This is a genomic window from Pseudoalteromonas sp. PB2-1 (assembly GCF_045040605.1).
Lineage (GTDB): Bacteria > Pseudomonadota > Gammaproteobacteria > Enterobacterales > Alteromonadaceae > Pseudoalteromonas > Pseudoalteromonas arabiensis.
In genome coordinates, this window is record NZ_CP090667.1 from 266,055 (window position 1) to 283,288 (window position 17,234).

Sequence of the window (17,234 nt, forward strand, 5' to 3'; positions counted from 1 at the left end):
CTCAGTCTAACACAATCCTAGCTTGAACAAGCCAATATTGAGTTAACATTTTCATTGATTCAACTAAATCAAAATAACTGGATGGCTTGGTCATGAAAGCATTCGTACCTAAGCTGTAACATTGCTTAATATCAATTTCTGAGTCAGAGGTTGTAAAAATAATAATCGGAATATGACGATAACGCTCCGATTTTTTTAGCTCAACTAATGCTTCTTTTCCGCCCTTTCTTGGCATGTTTAAATCTAATAAAATAAGACTTGGTAAAATTTTATTTTTATCAAGTGACTCAAGTAATTGCATGCCGTCATCGACAAATTGAATTTTATTTTCGTCGACATTGTTTTCAACAAGGGCATCACGGATGAGCTCTTGATCATCAAGATCATCATCAGCAACTAAAATATAGCTCACAGAGCGTAATTTTTTAGTAAATAATTTGTCGTTAAACATTGGCAACCCCTGAATTTATAGAATGTGGCTTATCTGTATTATGTAGCTACTTTTTCATAAAAAACAACAAATTAAATAATTAGTTACTCGAGTAGTATATACTTTAGCTAAGCAAGTGTTATATTAACTTGCTTATACCTATAATACAAACATAAGTTTATTAATAACGCGATGATATTAAATAACACTAGTACAAATAGAGTGACAGCTCTACGCGAAAAATTGAACCTTTCTCAACAAGAGTTTGCGGATAAAATAGGCATAACTCAAGGTGCTTTATCGCAATTAGAATCTGGCAAGTCGACCTTATCTCTCAGTACGATTACTAAAATCAGCCAAGTGTTTAATGTTGACTGCAATTGGCTTATTTTGGGAATAGAGGGGTATGATGATTCACATTTTCAGAGCTATCAAAAAGTCTTAGGGACTTCATTCATTCCACTTGTAAAGGAAGAGGCTCATGCTGGTTATATAGATCAATGCAATGATGAAGGTTACATCAAAACCTTAGATGTCTATAAAATTCCAGGATTTGAAAATGGTAACTATCGACTCTTTGAAGTAGAAGGCGACAGCATGTTACCCACTATTCGGCCGAGAGAAACGGTTATCACTGAGCAAGTTAAAGACATTACACAGTTAGAAAACGGTTCTGTTTGCGTTGTTGTCACTAAGGATGGCATTATTGCTAAGCGCCTGTTCCGTCATGACACAAACCCTATCAGTTACTTATTTAAGAGTGATAACCCTGAATACAAAACATACTCTATTCAGGGAGATGATATTTTAGAGATCTGGCATGTTAAGGCAAAGATAAGCTCTATAACTGATCAGGAGTCCTATATTCAGAATCAACGTTTTCAGTCCATTGAAAATGAAATTAGACAACTAAAAGAGCATATTAGTAGAGTTTTACCGCCACAAACGTAGCGGTAAAATACTAAAGTTGAGTTAACTCTACTTCTTTTAGCGGCAAAGTAACGTAAAATTGCGCGCCTTCATTGATACTCGCTTGTGCTGTAATTGAACCATAATGACGTTCAACTATTTTCTTACAAATTGCTAAGCCTAGGCCTGTTCCTTCGTAGGCATGTTTAGAGTGAACTCGTTCAAAAAGGTTAAATATTCTGTCTTTAAATTCGCTATTGAAGCCAATTCCGTTATCAACAACAGCGATAACAATATGCTCATCTGTTCGCTCAACTAACTTAATTTCTATAATGGGTGGCTGATTTGGGTGGCTAAACTTAAGTGCATTGAGAATTAAGTTTTGAAACAAACGCTGGATTTGTCGTTTGTCGCCATAAATCTCACCAATCTCTTCGATGTGAAACACCGCTGACTTGTCAGCTATAATTAGTTCAAGGTCATCAAGAATATCATCTAAAATATCTTGTGCTGAGAAGCGACGAAAATCTTCACCTTTTCGATTAATCCTAGAAAAGCTCAGTACCCCTTTGATGAGTTTTTGCATTCTTTCAGCAGAGTCCATCATGCGTGAGATATACGACGCGTTTCTTTCTCCAATCTGCTCTTTAGAATTTTGTAGGCGATCGCCGAACATTTGGATTTTACGTAACGGCTCCTGTAAATCATGAGATGCAACAAAAGCAAAACGTTCTAACTCTTTGTTAGACTCCTCCGCTTTTCGAAGTGCGATTTCAAGGTCAAGCTCGGCTTGTTGTCGGGTCAGTATTTCCGCTTTTAAAGCGACGGTTCGCTCATTCACTTTAGTTTCTAACACGTTGTTTAGCTTTTTAAGTCGCTCTGACTTTTCGATTACATGATTAATCAAATGATTGCGAAACTTTAACGCGCAAGAGATTTCGTTGGCTTTCCAAGGAGTGCACTTATTGCGAACATTTTCTTGCCATAAGCGGAACGAGCTGCGAGGCATCAGGCGATGACTACCGTCATCAAGAAACTCAATTATTTTTTCGGGTTTCCCCCCCCAGTTCTTTGTTTCAATGACCTCTTTACGAAACCACATAATAAATAGGTTTTCATTCGTAGAGATGGGCATAGCAAGCACGCCACTTGCCACATTAGCAAACTTATTAAAGTCAGCATGCTCATTAGATAAATGATGATTATGATAAAGTAACTCATCTTCTAGATGGTGTTCTTTTATCCATTCAAACAAATCATTAATATCATCGTTTGCGGGCACATCACCAAAACTTTCAATGTCTTTTTCTAGTCGCCATGCAACGCCATCTGCGTTTAGCATGCTAAGCAGAGCAGGGGCTTGTTTGCGTAAACCATCAATAAAAAAGACCTCTTCAGACATGTGCTCAGCTATTTCTGCACTGATTGAAGTGGCATTGGCCTCTTGAATTGCTTCAACTGATTGTGTTTTCAGTGAGATAATATAAGACAGCATCAAGCCCATATATTGCGCAACTTGGCGTGCTTCAAATGGAACAACATGACTTGAATAATGGTGGCAAGCAATCAGTCCCCATAATTTACCAGCAATAATAATACTGATGGACATTGATGCTTTAACCCCCATGTTGCGCAAATATTGGCAATGGATAGGGGATACACTTCTTATTATACACGTGCTTAAATCTACCGGTTTATCTTGCGGGTAGATAGGGGATACCTCAGCATCTACATCGGCAAGTAACCGAATAGGGTTACGTAAGTATAAAGCACGCGCCTGTTTTGGAATATCTGACTCAGGAAAGTGTTGGTGTAAAAATGAGTTTAACTCATCTTTTTTGGCTTCTGCCACGACCTGACCATTATATTCATGATCAAACTGATAGAGCATCACGCGATCAAAGCCGGTTAAGTTGCGAACCTCTTTTACCGCCGTGTCGTATGATGAGCTTAGCTCTTTTGAATCCGCAATCAAATGAAGTGACTGCTTCATCAAGTAGTTCATAGGGTCGAAACTTGAGTGCTCTTTCTTTTTATTAAACTCAAGTTCAATTAGTAGGTATTCATCGTTACGAGAAATAGCCCCTTTAATCGAAGTGTCGTCCGATTTGCCTTTTATTTCAATGGTAAGGGGGTTAATAGTATGGAAGTCTCGCTCAGCTTTATTTTTCTCGATAATGTCGGCTGTATTTGCTGCAAACACATCACTGATATGTGAGCCTAGTAAGCGCTCTTTTTGTGTGTTTAAAAGTGCTAAAATGTTTTCGCTGAAATAGCATACTTTGAGTGTTTGAGGGTCAACAACAAGCAAGTAGCCATGCGGTTGAATAGAGCCTGGAATATGAATGGGTTCTTTATGGCAATTATCTAATGAGACTTCAAACTTAGTGCTCAATTTATATCTCCAAGTGATTGAGAGATTACGCTAAATGCGGTGTTCGCTCCCAATAAAATATCATCAGCCGAATGTGGATTATGGTTATGATACTGTTTTAGTGCTTGTATATATTGAGCCCACTTTTCACCTCTGAGATCGCCATAACTATAAAAAAAGCGGATCCCTTCAAGCTCATTTATCCAATTGTGCTTTTTAAGCGCTTTAAATATGTGACCCCCACCCATAGTGGCACCCTCCATTACATACATCATTCCGAATGCTTGTGATACGTTATGGATATTATTTAGATCAACGTGCTTGTTTAAATTAGCAGATGAGGCTTTTTGGGATGCCTGTAAATAAGCAATATCTTGATCTAACCAACCAAGCTTACTGCGGCCAATAAGCAGTTGCTGAGTGGCACCATAAGCTGATACAGAGTGCTCCATTATTGAATAGCTATTACGCATCGCGATTAAAATGTTTAAATACGATTGCTGCGTCATATTTTTATCGAACAATACCGCACCGAGTTGTTTTTCTACGCGAGAGTGAAGCGGGTCGGTACTCTTTTTTATAAAAGTATGAATGTTAAGTTGACTGCTATCTCTAATTATTTCGGTGGCGTGTAATACAGCTGAATCCATTATTATCCTGAAGGCTTTTTTAGTGCATGTGTGACGTACTTTGACCAGTATATACTTAGGTACAAGTATGTAAAATAGAAATTTAAGACTTTAGTAGGTGAGTGATAACTAAGCTGTGTTTTTTAAAGCAATGTGCTCAGGGAGAGGTGTTTACATTGGGTAGCAGCAGTGCATTATTGCACCGCCGTCTCCAAAGAACCGTACGAGCGGGTTTCCCTACATACGGCTCAAGTCTTTATAAGTCAGTATCTAAGTACAGACCAGCGACGCTATGCCCCACTTTCTAACTCTCTAAGCCTTATACCTCCTTCTGGGGAAAGTTTGGTATCATGGTAGTCATAAGTGTTCTTTGCCAAAGGCTTACTTATTACAGCCTCAATTAAACCTTGGTTATAAAGATACTGAAATAAATCAAAGTCCAGCTGTGAGTCGCTGGTTACTGGGTTTGTAATTTTACCCTGCTTAATTAAGTTTAAAATTTCAAAAGTAGTCATAAAGACTCTCCTGTGTAAGTTAAAAATAAAAGCATGGTAATCCCAGCCTCCTGCCCCACGCTTGTTCTCTTCCATAATAATAAGCGTAGTACAAAAACTAAAAAGCACAACATATTGGGTTATTAAAGTTAATAAATACCATATATGTAGTGTATATAAATACATAGTGTTTATATGTACAGGTATTAAATATAGTTGCCTATGACAATTAGGGTACAAAAGCACTAAGTTATCCAGCTCACCTGAACCGCTTTTTACTATTTTCACAATAGGGTGGGTATTCTAGTTGGTAATGGTATAGCAGTATCTTTGCTATCTGCGCAAAAGTACCTTCTTTATCTTGATGATATGTTGCTTTCAGTTAGCAAAATGATGAGTTCAATAGAGTCAGTAAAACTTCGTAATCATGAATATAAACTACACAGTTTTCAGTGATTAGAATGCTTAAACGATTTGAGAAAAATATATCATTTGGCATGTACCATTTTAGTAATTATGAACTAGTATTATTTTATTAACTAAAATGGGAGGGGAAGCATCATTGAATAGGTCATGTGTATTATTTGTTATTAGTCTTTTGTTTAGTTCTGCTTTAGATGCTCATTCAGGGAGAACTAACTCATCTGGTTGTCACACTAATCGTTCCAACGGTAGTTATCATTGCCATAATAAAAAAACAACAGCCTCTGATAAACAAACATACTGCCATGTGCTTAATGATGAAAAACGCTGTGGTTACGCATACTCTACTTGCCAGTCCTTGAAAAAGAAATATGGTGGGTATTGTGAAATGTCGTAGTGGTCGAAGTCGAATATATGCTCAAAAGTGAGTTGTTAGGTAATTTCTATAAGCGTTTGGAATCACTAATTTATTTCACTCTTAGCTAAAAAGCAAAAACCCAGCCTAAGCTGGGTTTTTAAGCAAAGTGCTTAGGAAGGGATGTTTATCACATCATACCGCCCATACCACCCATGCCGCCCATGCCGCCCATATCTGGAGCAGCTGGCTCATCTTTCGGGATCTCAGCAACCATTGCTTCAGTTGTGATCATAAGACCCGCGATTGAAGCTGCGTACTGTAGTGCAGAACGCGTTACTTTAGTTGGGTCTAAGATACCCATTTCAATCATGTCGTTGTACTCACCAGATGCTGCATTGTAACCGTAGTTACCTTCACCACCTTTTACAGAGTTAACGACAACTGATGCTTCGTCACCTGCGTTAGTCACGATTTGACGAAGTGGTGCTTCCATCGCACGTAGTGCAACTTTAATACCGTGGCTTTGGTCTTCATTGTCACCAAGTAGTTCAGCAAGTTTGCTTGCTGCACGTACTAATGCAACACCACCACCCGGTACTACACCTTCTTCAACCGCTGCGCGAGTTGCGTGTAGTGCATCTTCAACACGGTCTTTCTTCTCTTTCATTTCGATTTCAGTCGCTGCGCCAACTTTGATTACTGCAACACCGCCAGCTAGTTTAGCCATACGCTCTTGTAGTTTCTCTTTATCGTAGTCAGACGTCGCTTCTTCGATTTGTGCTTTGATTTGTGCAACACGACCATTGATGCCGTCTTCTTCACCTGCACCGTCGATGATCGTTGTGTCATCTTTAGTGATCACAACGCGCTTCGCTGTACCTAGGTCTTCGATTGTTGCTTTTTCAAGCTCTAAACCGATTTCTTCAGAAATGACAGTACCACCGGTTAATACTGCGATGTCTTGCAGCATTGCTTTACGACGGTCGCCAAAACCAGGTGCTTTAACCGCAGACACTTTAACGATACCGCGCATGTTATTTACAACAAGTGTTGCAAGTGCTTCACCTTCAAGGTCTTCAGCAATGATAAGTAGTGGCTTACTTGCTTTAGCAACCGCTTCTAATGTAGGTAGTAGCTCACGAATGTTAGATACTTTTTTGTCTACAAGTAGAATGTAAGGGCTGTCTAGCTCTACCGCACCTTTTTCAGCGTTGTTGATGAAGTAAGGAGACAGGTAACCACGGTCAAACTGCATACCTTCAACTACGTCTAGTTCGTTTTCTAACGACTGACCTTCTTCAACTGTGATAACGCCTGAGTCACGGCCCACTTTTTCCATTGCTTGTGCAATGATGTCACCGATTTCTTTGTCAGAGTTAGCAGAAATAGTACCTACTTGTGCAATTGCTTTCGTGTCTGCACAAGGAACAGAAAGCGCTTTAAGCTCTTCAACTGCTGCAATGACCGCTTTGTCGATACCGCGCTTAAGGTCCATTGGGTTCATACCCGCTGCAACCGCTTTTAAGCCTTCGTTTACGATAGCTTGCGCTAATACTGTCGCAGTTGTTGTACCATCACCTGCAGCGTCATTCGCTTTAGACGCAACTTCTTTAACCATTTGTGCGCCCATATTTTCGAACTTGTCTTCAAGCTCGATCTCTTTAGCTACTGATACACCATCTTTAGTGATGACTGGCGCGCCGAATGATTTGTCTAATACAACGTTACGGCCTTTAGGACCTAAAGTTACTTTTACTGCGTTTGCTAAAATATTTACGCCAGTTAGCATTTTGCCACGTGCGTCACCTGCAAAAAGTACTTCTTTTGCTGCCATGATTAAATTCCTCTTAAATTCTATAAACGGGTTGCTAAACGAAAAGTAGGATTAGCCTACAATGCCTAGAATGTTGTCTTCACGCATGATCAGGTACTCTTGACCTTCGATCTTTTCAGTTTTTTCAACGTATGAGCCGAATAGCACTGTGTCACCAGCTTTTACTTCTAGAGCTCTTACTTCACCGTTGTCTAAAATACGGCCATTACCAACAGCGATTACTTCTCCGCGCGTTGACTTTTCAGCTGCAGAGCCAGTTAATACAATACCGCCAGCAGACTTAGTTTCTTCTTCTAGACGCTTAACGATGACGCGATCATGTAAAGGGCGAATGTTCATTTATTTAGTTCTCCTAACAGTTTCTGAACAGTACAGAAAAAATCGTGTGTTTTGCATGGGAGGTTGAGCCACCCGATGCATTTCATTGCCTTCAATAATGGGGGTGGCTTAAAAAAATCCAAGTATAAAAATTAAAAAATTTTAATCTTTTCTTTCATACTCACCATCAATCGTTGTTGGTTGGTGAGTGGGCTCTTCATGTTGTGGGGTTTTGCTGTGGTATTGAAAGTGAGCAGAGCTGTGATTTGCTTGTGAACTCATACGCACTGTTGCTTGACTCGCAAGGCTTGCAGCAAGCTTGTTACGAATAGCAGGTGTTAGCAATAAAAAGCCAAAAACATCAGTCATAATGCCTGGTGTAACGAGTAAAACACCGGCAATAATCACACATAACCCTGTAAATAACTCTTTTGCTGGCATTTGCCCTTGTGCCATCTGTAATTGAACGTTTTGAATGGCGCCTATACCTTGTTGCTTCACTAATTTCGCGCCAACTAGGGCGGTCACAATCACAAGTGCTATGGTGGCAAAGCCGCCGATCACTTCACTCACTTGGATGAGTAAAGCAATCTCCACGATGGGCACTAAAATAAATAATAAAAACAAAAATCTAAACATAACACTCTCTAAAAATGCCACTCTTACGAGTCAATGAAATATAAATAAGGGTGAACAGGTCTTTTTTCAAGGTGGAACCATGGATCACTGTCGCCGCTACACATTGTATCCGCTATCGGCTACTATGGTGCGACTCAAGTAATCAAATAAAGGTTCCTTATGACAACGCATTTTCGACTTATTTTTACGACCTGCGCAAATGAAGCAGAGGCTCGTCAGTTAGCACAACATTTAGTGGAAGAGAAACTCGCTGCGTGTGTGAACATTTTGCCAACTGTTGAGTCCATTTACATGTGGGAAGGTGAGGTAACGAGTGAAACAGAAAGCAAGTTACTTATTAAAACTAAGTCAGAAAAAATGAATGAGGTGATCCAAACTATCAAGAAGTTGCATAGTTATGAGATACCTGAAATTCAGGTCGTTGATGTTGCTACAGGCAATTTAGCCTATTTTAATTGGATGGATGAGGTACTCAGTTAATGCGATCGTTCTTTTTATTACTCTGTGCGCTATGGCTAATGCCAGCCAGTGCAAGTAATAGCAACTTACTTGGAAACTTATTACAGCAACCCGCTGAGCAAACCTTTTTACCCGTTGATCAAGCATTTGTTTTTGACTTTGATCAGCAAGGCAAAACGTTATTTATTGGTTGGGATATTGCGCCAGATTACTATTTGTATAAAAAGAAAATTGAAATTATCGCAAAAGGCGCTGACATTGAAACGCCTGATCTGGGTGAGGGAGTCATCATCGAAGATGAGTTCTTTGGAAAGACTGAGGTATTTTTTAATTCTCTCAGTATTATCAATAAAGTCAGTAATGTTACTGAGGGAGCGGTTGTAAAAGTACGTTTTCAGGGCTGCGCTGAAGCGGGGCTTTGTTATCCACCAGAAGTGCGTACTATTCCCCTATCTGTGATTGCTGGTGAACAAGTTTCAGACAATGCGTCAACAAGTAACGCCTTAGCTGCATTAGGTGTAAATGCTGAGTCACCGACTGTAAACCAAACGACTATTGATGAGAGCGCCAAGCCAGCTCAAGAGCAATCTTATACTGATAAATTGGCATCACAAGGACTACTTACCAATCTCGTTATTTTCTTTTTAGTGGGGATTGGCCTTGCGTTTACACCTTGTGTATTTCCGATGTTCCCTATTTTGTCTAGCTTGATCGCGGGTCAGCAAAACCTATCAACCAAAAAGGCGTTTTCGTTGTCGTTTGTTTATGTGCAAGGCATGGCCGTCACATACGCTGCATTAGGGTTAGTGGTTGCGTCACTGGGTGGCCAAGTGCAAGGGTATTTACAACACCCGACAGTGCTTATTAGCTTTAGTATTTTATTTGTACTTTTAGCAATGTCGATGTTTGGTTGGTACGAAATTAAGCTGCCAAGTGGCATGATGAATAAGCTCACTCAGGTAAGCAACCAGCAAAAAGGCGGTAATTATGTTGGCGTCTTTATGATGGGGGTTTTATCTGGCTTGATAGCCTCACCGTGTACAACAGCACCGCTATCGGCAGCACTTTTATATGTAGCGCAAAGCGGTGACTACCTAGTGGGTGGTTTAACCTTGTATGTGCTGAGTTTAGGCATGGGCATACCCTTGTTATTGTTAGGTACATCAGGCGGTAAGCTATTACCCAAAGCGGGTGGTTGGATGGAGCAAGTAAAAACCCTGTTTGGTTTTATCATGCTCGTTGTGCCGCTTATTCTGCTAGAGCGTATTGTCGATATTGACATTATTTGGCTGATGGCAGGATTGTTAGCACTTGCAACGGCGTTGTATTTACACCATTGGCAAAGTGGGCAATCACAGGGCAAGTTAAAAACTGCATTATGGTTTGCTGCAACTTTATTAGTCGTTACTGGTGCGAGTTTAACAAAAAATTATTTTTGGCCTAGCCAAGCTTCTGTTGCCGGAGCATCAGCGCAAACACATGGCTTTAAACAAGTTGCTAATTTAACTGAATTGAAAGAAGAGATTGTTCAGGCAAGTAGCGAAGGGCGTTTAGTGATGGTCGACTTATATGCCGACTGGTGTGTCGCGTGTAAAGAGTTTGAACATTACACTTTCCCAGATACAGCTGTACAAAGCCAGTTTGCACATTTTGAACTGATTCAAGTTGATTTAACTGAAAGTGACGCTAAAACCATCGAGCTGATGGAAGAGTACACCGTATTTGGTTTACCAAGTATTTTATTCTTCGACACACAAGGTAATGAGTTAGTTGAGCAACGCGTAACAGGTTTTTTAAATGCCAAAGATTTTGCTGAGCATTTAGCAAAAGTACGAAAAACAGCAAAATAAGCGTAACTTTGCAGCGAAATTTTAAAACGCCACTCATTCGAGTGGCGTTTTCGTTTTTTATACCACTTTCAATTTGCAAATCTAATATATTTGGATTGTTTTTTTGAGAGTAACTAGTTTTGTTTAGACTCAAAGCATTTTCCTAACGAAGTTGTGTGCCTTGTTATACCTGCTCTTCACTTATTTGGGTAGTGATTAGACCAGTATTTTGCTGCTATTTACGTCGAAATATCTATAATAGGTGGTTAACGTGAGAAATAGTTGCTATTTTTCATTTGAGCCCTTAAGTTAAGGAAGGGTTTAGAGTGAATATAGTTAAACTAGTTACTTAAAGGATATATCGCGTATTATGGCTGCAAAATTAAAGCTTTTAGTTATAAATGGGCCTAATTTAAACATGCTTGGCAAGCGAGAGCCTGAAAAGTACGGCACACAGTCTCTTGACGAGATTATGGCTGAACTTAGCAAGGTCGCTGTTGGTCACAATGTTGATTTGGCGCATTTTCAAAGCAATAGTGAAGCCGCGCTCATTGAGCGTATTCACCAAGCTTGGCAAGCGGTTGATGCAATTATTATCAATCCTGCAGCCTATACGCATACCAGCGTCGCATTGCGAGATGCATTATTGAGTATAGACGTTCCCTTTTACGAGGTGCATTTAAGTAATGTACATGCTCGTGAGGCATTTCGTCATCATTCGTATTTTTCGGATGTAGCACAAGGCGTTGTAATTGGATTAGGTGCAATGGGTTATAAAGTAGCGTTGGAAGCTGCTGTTAACCGATTGCAAAACACACAATAATTTTTAAATAAACTAACAGGCGGGTCGTTTAATGGATATTCGCAAGATTAAAAAACTTATCGAACTAGTAGAAGAATCGGGTATTGCTGAATTAGAAATCACTGAAGGTGAAGAGTCAGTACGCATTAACCGTAATAATATGAGTGCAGGTCCTGCAATGCATTATGCACCTCAACAGTTTGCAGCACCTGCGCCAGCAGCGGCACCAGCTCCAGTAGCAGAGGCACCAGCAGCAGAAGCGGCTGCTCCAGCTGCGCCAACGGGTCACCAAGTTAAATCACCTATGGTAGGTTCATTCTACTCAGCAGCTTCTCCTGAAGCAGCACCTTACGTAGAGGTAGGTTCTAAAGTAAATGTTGGCGATACGTTATGTATCGTTGAAGCAATGAAGATGATGAACCAAATCGAATCTGATAAAGCAGGCACAGTAAAAGCTATCTTAGTTGAAAATGGCGAGCCAGTAGAATTCGATCAACCTTTATTCATCATTGAATAATAGCGCAACAAAAGGCCAACTCTATGTTAGATAAAGTAGTCATTGCAAACCGAGGTGAAATTGCACTTCGCGTATTGCGCGCCTGCAAAGAGCTTGGGATCAAAACTGTTGCTGTGCACTCAACGGCAGACCGTGATCTTAAGCACGTGTTACTGGCAGACGAAACAATTTGTATTGGTAAACCAGCTGCGTCTGAAAGTTACCTAGATATTCCACGTATCATTGCTGCGGCAGAAGTAACAGATGCGGTTGCGATTCACCCAGGTTACGGTTTCTTATCTGAAAATGCGGATTTCGCAGATCAGGTTGAACAAAGCGGCTTTGTTTTCATCGGTCCTAAAGGTGACACTATTCGCTTAATGGGCGACAAAGTGTCGGCAATTGAAGCAATGCGTAAAGCAGGCGTGCCTTGTGTACCAGGCTCTGATGGTCCATTAACGGCTGACAGCGAACGTAATATCCAAATAGCTAAGCGTATTGGTTACCCTGTAATCATTAAAGCAGCAGGCGGCGGCGGTGGTCGTGGTATGCGTGTTGTTCGCAGTGAAAAAGAACTAATCGATTCAATTGCTCTTACTCAGCAAGAAGCGAAACAGTTCTTTGGTAATGGCATGGTTTACATGGAGAAATTCCTTGAAAACCCACGTCATATCGAAGTACAAGTACTTGCCGATGGTCAAGGTAATGCGGTTCATTTAGGTGAGCGTGATTGTTCAATGCAGCGTCGTCACCAAAAAGTAGTTGAAGAAGCGCCAGCGCCAGGTATCACTGCTGAAATGCGTAAATTTATCGGCGACCGCTGTACTCGTGCATGTATCGAAATTGGTTATCGCGGTGCAGGTACGTTCGAGTTCTTATATGAAAACGGCGAGTTCTATTTCATTGAAATGAACACACGTATTCAGGTTGAGCACCCAGTAACAGAAATGGTGACTGGTGTTGACCTAATCAAAGAACAACTAAAGATTGCAGCTGGCCAGCCATTGTCATTCACACAAGAAGATGTGGTTATTCGCGGTCATGCAATTGAGTGCCGTATTAATGCAGAAGACCCAGAAACCTTTATTCCATCACCAGGTAAAATCACGCGATTCCACCCTGCAGGCGGTCTAGGTATTCGTTGGGACAGCCATATTTATGCAGATTACACAGTACCTCCTCATTACGATTCAATGATTGGTAAGCTTATTTGTTATGGCGAAAACCGTGATGTAGCAATTGCTCGTTCACGTAATGCGTTAAATGAATTAGTCATTGATGGTATTAAGACGAATACACCACTGCACAAGAAAATTTTAGCAGATGAAAACTTCCAAAATGGTGGAACAAACATTCACTATCTAGAGAAGAAATTAGGTCTGTAAATCGTTTTAAATTGAAAAAGCCGGCAACTTGCCGGTTTTTTTGTGTCTGACTCATGGTTCGCCTGATTCTCGCCTTAAAAAAATATTCTGGTATGATTAATAAAGTAATGTGTTTCAAGTATTTCATGAGGTAATAATGACCAACAGTGTTGGCTTTGCATTGGCAGATGAAGCCGCAACGGTAAATATGGGCAAGCAACTTGCAAAATTAATGGAGCAAGGAGCTGTGATTTATTTACATGGAGACTTAGGTGCCGGTAAAACCACCTTAACGCGTGGTATTGTGCAAGGTTTTGGTCATCAAGGTAAGGTTAAGAGTCCAACTTATACACTGGTTGAACCATACCAGTTAGATAAAGCTGATATTTATCACTTCGATCTATATCGCTTGGGTGACCCTGAAGAGCTTGAGTATATGGGGATCCGTGACTATTTTTCCCCACACGCTATTTGCGTAGTAGAGTGGCCTGAAAAAGGGGGGAGTTTATACCCACGCCAGATCTTGATGTTACATTACGTTATGAAGGTGAAGCACGTGCTATTTTAATAAATAGTTTAACAGAGCGTGGTCATTCGATTGTAGAGAAGTTGAAGAGCACGCAATAATAAACAGATAAAAATAAAGGTGTATGAGCAAAAATGGGTCGTTGTACATTTAAACTATTAACTATCTTAATGTTTTTGGTTGTAAGCCAAGTTGCGTTTGCACAAAATACAATTAATAGCGTACGTGTCTGGCCCTCTCCTGACAGCACTCGTGTGGTCTTTGATTTGAACGAGAAGCCTGATTTTAGTTATTTCATGCTAAAAAACCCAGCCCGTTTAGTGGTTGACTTAAAAAATACCAATAAGCTAGATAGCTTGCCTAATATTCCTAAAAAGCATCAGATAGTTTCAAAACTGCGTTACTCAAAGCCAAAAGATAGTAAAAGTGTCCGTTTTGTTTTTGAACTCGCGCGCGCCAGTAAACCGGTTGTGTTTGCTTTATTGCCTACCGAACCATACAAACACCGCTTAGTGGTTGACCTTGTAGATAAAACACCGAATGCAGAACCGATTGCTTCAACTAACACGAGTGTGAAAAAACGAGAGCTTCATCAAGAACGTGATATCGTCATTGCTATTGACGCGGGTCACGGTGGTGAAGACCCAGGTTCAATTGGCCCCTCAGGTACCTATGAAAAAGATATCACGCTACAAATAGCGAAGCGCTTAGAGCGCATGATAGACGCTGAACGAGGAATGATCTCGCGTATGGTGCGCCGCAGTGACTACTTTGTAAATTTAAATACCCGAACCAGCATTGCTCGTAAGAAAAAAGCCGACTTTTTTGTGTCGATCCATGCCGATGCCTTTACTAGCCCGCAACCAAATGGTGCGTCAGTATGGGTGCTTTCACTGCGCCGTGCAAATTCAGAAATTGGTAAATGGATTGAGGATAAAGAGAAACATTCCGAGCTTTTAGGTGGTGCTGCTGGGGTATTAAAAGATACTGCGAGCGAAAAATATTTAGCGCAAGCACTGTTAGATATGTCGATGGATCACTCGATGAAAACAGGCTTTAGTGTTGCACAAGAAGTTGTTAGTGAATTAAAAAAAGTTGCTAAAATGCACAAAAAGCACCCTCAAGCGGCAAGTCTTGCGGTATTGAAATCTCCAGATATTCCGTCTATTTTGGTCGAAACTGGGTTTATTTCGAACCCGCGTGAAGAGCGAATGCTAAAAACAGCACAGCATCAAGAGCGCTTAGCAAAAGCAATTTTCACCTCAATTAAAAATTACTATATGCAAAACCCGCCAGACGACTCGTTATTTGCTAAGTTAAAAGCGCAGTTTCCGACTAAACACAAAGTACGTCCAGGTGAATCATTAAGTATTTTGGCAAGCAGATACAATACCTCCGTTAGTAAGTTAAAAACGGCCAACAACTTAAAATCGAATACCCTGTTTATTGGTCAAGAGCTTGATATTCCGCAAAGCTAATCAATTTTTGCGTTAGGAACACTATGAGTATAGAAATACTACCCGCGCGATTGGCTAACCAAATTGCTGCGGGTGAAGTGGTTGAACGACCAGCCTCGGTTGTTAAAGAGCTAGTCGAAAACAGTTTAGATGCCGGCGCAACGCGCATTCAAATAGACATTGAACGTGGTGGCCACAAGCTTATTCGCATTCGTGATAATGGCTCAGGCATTAATAAAGACGAGCTGACATTAGCCTTGTCACGCCATGCCACGAGTAAACTAAAATCACTTGATGACTTAGAGAACATTTGTTCACTTGGTTTTCGTGGTGAAGCCTTGGCATCTATTAGTTCAGTATCGCGCTTAACTTTGAGCTCAAAGCCAAAACAGCAAGAAGCTGCATGGCAAGCCTTTGCAGAAGGGCGTGATATGGCTGTGCAAATAAAACCAACAGCCCACCCAGATGGCACCACTATTGAAGTTAAAGATTTATTTTTTAACACCCCCGCACGACGTAAATTTCTGCGTACAGAAAAAACAGAGTTTTCACATATTGATGAGCTTATAAAGCGGATTGCATTGAGCCGGTTTGATGTCTCAATTACGTTAACGCATAACGGCAAAGTGGTGCGTCAATACCGTGCAAAGCCTAACCCAGAGCAAGCAATTAGCCGTGTTGCACAAGTTGCCGGTAAAATCTTTAGTGAACAAGGTTTGCATATTCAATCTGGTGAAGCAGGGTTAATGCTAAGAGGCTGGGTATTGCCTGTTGGGTCAAGCAATACGACTCAGTATACCTATGTGAATAACCGCATGATGCGCGACAAGCTCATTTTACACGCGATTCGCCAAGCATTTGAAGAAGTCGCAGGCTCAGAAGAACTACCAGGCTTTGTTATCTACATTGATATTGACCCACGTCAGGTCGATGTAAACGTGCATCCAGCCAAGCATGAAGTACGTTTTCATCAAGGGCGTTTAGTGCATGACTTTATTTTGCAGGCAATAAAACAAGTTGTGGTGCCGCTGCAGCATGAAGCTGGTTTTACTGAGCACAATGACACTGCTTTTCAGCAGGCCCCGTTTGAAGAGTTGAGTCAGAGTAGCTCGCAGTTAAGCTATACTGCATCAGCGCCTACAGAGCAGTATGATTATCCTAAATCAGAGTTACAGCCAACACGCTCAGCGAGTTACTCTGGCACAGCAGGGCGTTCGGGAGGGGGTTTTAGTCGCGATAGCCAAGGACGCAGTAAAGCATCACATCAAGATGTGAATGCTTTTTATCAAGGGATCAGTGAGCAACATGCTGCGCATTTCGATCAAGTACGGCCTGAGCCAAGCATTGCTGCACCGGTTGTGGAGCAAACAAAACTTGCCAAACTTATTCACGTACGCGAAGGTGAATGCGTATTTAGTGAAGACAAGCAACTATTTGCTGCGCATTTTAAGCATGCTTTAGCGCTCGACTGGCAAGCGCAAGTAGAGCAAGCTGGCAGTCTTGATGGCAAAGCTTTGTTGTTACCTGTACGAGTAAACACACATGCTGATGATATTAGTGCTTTAAATGCTCAGCAGTCGTGGTTTACCCTGCTAGGTTTTGATTTAGTGATTGAAAAGCAATTTGTGATGGTTAAAAAGCTTCCGCCTTGTATGTATTTACTTGATGTTAGTAATGCCATTGAGCGACTTATTATTGCTTGCAAAACATCGCCAAGTTCATTGGATGAATGGCTAGAATGGTTAACACAGCAAATTCCGACACGTTATTACACAAGCCAAGCCTTTATGGAACAAGTGACTCGGTTAGAAAATAATCCACAAACTATGCAACGTTTACGTCAAAAAGCAGTTAAAATAGAACTATCTCAGTTTTTAAACTAAGCAAGGTATT

The 17,234-nt window shown here is 40.8% G+C and carries 16 protein-coding genes and 1 pseudogene; 10 read left to right on the forward strand and 7 right to left on the reverse strand.

The genetic code is table 11. The features are described from left to right. Window position 1 precedes the first annotated feature (1 nt). Entirely contained in the window at window positions 2-451 is a 450-nt protein-coding gene (locus tag L0Z67_RS01300; RefSeq protein ID WP_062568251.1) for a response regulator, read from the reverse strand. A 201-nt stretch (window positions 452-652) separates the two neighbouring features. Here L0Z67_RS01300 and L0Z67_RS01305 point away from each other — a divergent pair, with 201 nt between their 5' ends. Continuing rightward, window positions 653-1,381: a LexA family transcriptional regulator gene (locus tag L0Z67_RS01305; protein ID WP_193988164.1), complete on the forward strand. Its 729-nt coding sequence runs from the start codon at window positions 653-655 to the stop codon at window positions 1,379-1,381. Between the two features lie 10 nt (window positions 1,382-1,391). Here L0Z67_RS01305 and L0Z67_RS01310 read toward each other — a convergent pair whose 3' ends face one another. From L0Z67_RS01310 to L0Z67_RS01320, 3 genes are all read right to left on the reverse strand, one after another. Then, a complete protein-coding gene (locus tag L0Z67_RS01310) occupies window positions 1,392-3,734 on the reverse strand; it encodes an ATP-binding protein (protein WP_405128381.1) in 2,343 nt (780 codons plus the stop codon). Next, a complete protein-coding gene (locus L0Z67_RS01315; protein WP_405128382.1) occupies window positions 3,731-4,363 on the reverse strand; it encodes a biliverdin-producing heme oxygenase in 633 nt (210 codons plus the stop codon). Before L0Z67_RS01315 ends, L0Z67_RS01310 begins: the two co-directional genes overlap by 4 nt. Window positions 4,364-4,632: 269 nt before the next feature. Further along, a complete protein-coding gene (locus L0Z67_RS01320; RefSeq protein WP_405128383.1) occupies window positions 4,633-4,857 on the reverse strand; it encodes a hypothetical protein in 225 nt (74 codons plus the stop codon). Window positions 4,858-5,380: 523 nt separating this feature from the next. Here L0Z67_RS01320 and L0Z67_RS01325 point away from each other — a divergent pair. Further along, window positions 5,381-5,656, forward strand: a complete 276-nt coding sequence (locus tag L0Z67_RS01325; RefSeq protein ID WP_405128384.1) for a YHYH domain-containing protein — start codon at window positions 5,381-5,383, stop codon at window positions 5,654-5,656. A gap of 148 nt (window positions 5,657-5,804) precedes the next feature. Here L0Z67_RS01325 and groL read toward each other — a convergent pair whose 3' ends face one another. The 3 genes from groL to L0Z67_RS01340 form a co-directional block, all read right to left on the reverse strand. Continuing rightward, window positions 5,805-7,451, reverse strand: a complete 1,647-nt coding sequence (gene groL, locus L0Z67_RS01330; RefSeq protein ID WP_341803684.1) for a chaperonin GroEL — start codon at window positions 7,449-7,451, stop codon at window positions 5,805-5,807. 51 nt (window positions 7,452-7,502) lie between these two features. After that, window positions 7,503-7,790, reverse strand: coding sequence for a co-chaperone GroES (locus L0Z67_RS01335; RefSeq protein WP_062568255.1), 288 nt, complete (start codon window positions 7,788-7,790; stop codon window positions 7,503-7,505). Window positions 7,791-7,931: 141 nt separating this feature from the next. Beyond that, window positions 7,932-8,408 (reverse strand): FxsA family protein, encoded by a 477-nt coding sequence (locus L0Z67_RS01340; protein WP_062568256.1) that lies wholly within the window; start codon window positions 8,406-8,408, stop codon window positions 7,932-7,934. A 159-nt stretch (window positions 8,409-8,567) separates the two neighbouring features. Between L0Z67_RS01340 and cutA the strand changes: the two genes are divergently transcribed. The 8 genes and pseudogenes from cutA to mutL all read left to right on the forward strand — a co-directional run bounded on the left by cutA (window position 8,568) and on the right by mutL (window position 17,224). Beyond that, window positions 8,568-8,888, forward strand: coding sequence for a divalent-cation tolerance protein CutA (gene cutA / locus L0Z67_RS01345; protein ID WP_405128385.1), 321 nt, complete (start codon window positions 8,568-8,570; stop codon window positions 8,886-8,888). Then, the gene (locus L0Z67_RS01350) at window positions 8,888-10,717 is read left to right on the forward strand and encodes a protein-disulfide reductase DsbD (RefSeq protein ID WP_405128386.1); all 1,830 of its coding nucleotides are present in this window, start codon (window positions 8,888-8,890) and stop codon (window positions 10,715-10,717) included. Before cutA ends, L0Z67_RS01350 begins: the two co-directional genes overlap by 1 nt. A gap of 349 nt (window positions 10,718-11,066) precedes the next feature. After that, window positions 11,067-11,519 carry a type II 3-dehydroquinate dehydratase gene (gene aroQ / locus L0Z67_RS01355; protein WP_062568259.1) on the forward strand — a complete coding sequence of 151 codons (453 nt, stop codon included), beginning with the start codon at window positions 11,067-11,069 and terminating at the stop codon, window positions 11,517-11,519. Window positions 11,520-11,550: 31 nt separating this feature from the next. Next, on the forward strand, window positions 11,551-12,015 hold the full coding sequence (accB, locus tag L0Z67_RS01360) for an acetyl-CoA carboxylase biotin carboxyl carrier protein (protein ID WP_237128079.1): 465 nt from the start codon (window positions 11,551-11,553) through the stop codon (window positions 12,013-12,015). 23 nt (window positions 12,016-12,038) lie between these two features. Then, window positions 12,039-13,379: an acetyl-CoA carboxylase biotin carboxylase subunit gene (gene accC, locus L0Z67_RS01365; RefSeq protein ID WP_062568261.1), complete on the forward strand. Its 1,341-nt coding sequence runs from the start codon at window positions 12,039-12,041 to the stop codon at window positions 13,377-13,379. A 136-nt stretch (window positions 13,380-13,515) separates the two neighbouring features. Then, window positions 13,516-13,985: pseudogene (gene tsaE, locus L0Z67_RS01370) on the forward strand (tRNA (adenosine(37)-N6)-threonylcarbamoyltransferase complex ATPase subunit type 1 TsaE). Window positions 13,986-14,018: 33 nt separating this feature from the next. Then, window positions 14,019-15,362: an N-acetylmuramoyl-L-alanine amidase gene (locus L0Z67_RS01375; protein ID WP_062567171.1), complete on the forward strand. Its 1,344-nt coding sequence runs from the start codon at window positions 14,019-14,021 to the stop codon at window positions 15,360-15,362. Between the two features lie 23 nt (window positions 15,363-15,385). Next, window positions 15,386-17,224 carry a DNA mismatch repair endonuclease MutL gene (gene mutL / locus L0Z67_RS01380; RefSeq protein ID WP_237114723.1) on the forward strand — a complete coding sequence of 613 codons (1,839 nt, stop codon included), beginning with the start codon at window positions 15,386-15,388 and terminating at the stop codon, window positions 17,222-17,224. Window positions 17,225-17,234 lie beyond the last annotated feature (10 nt).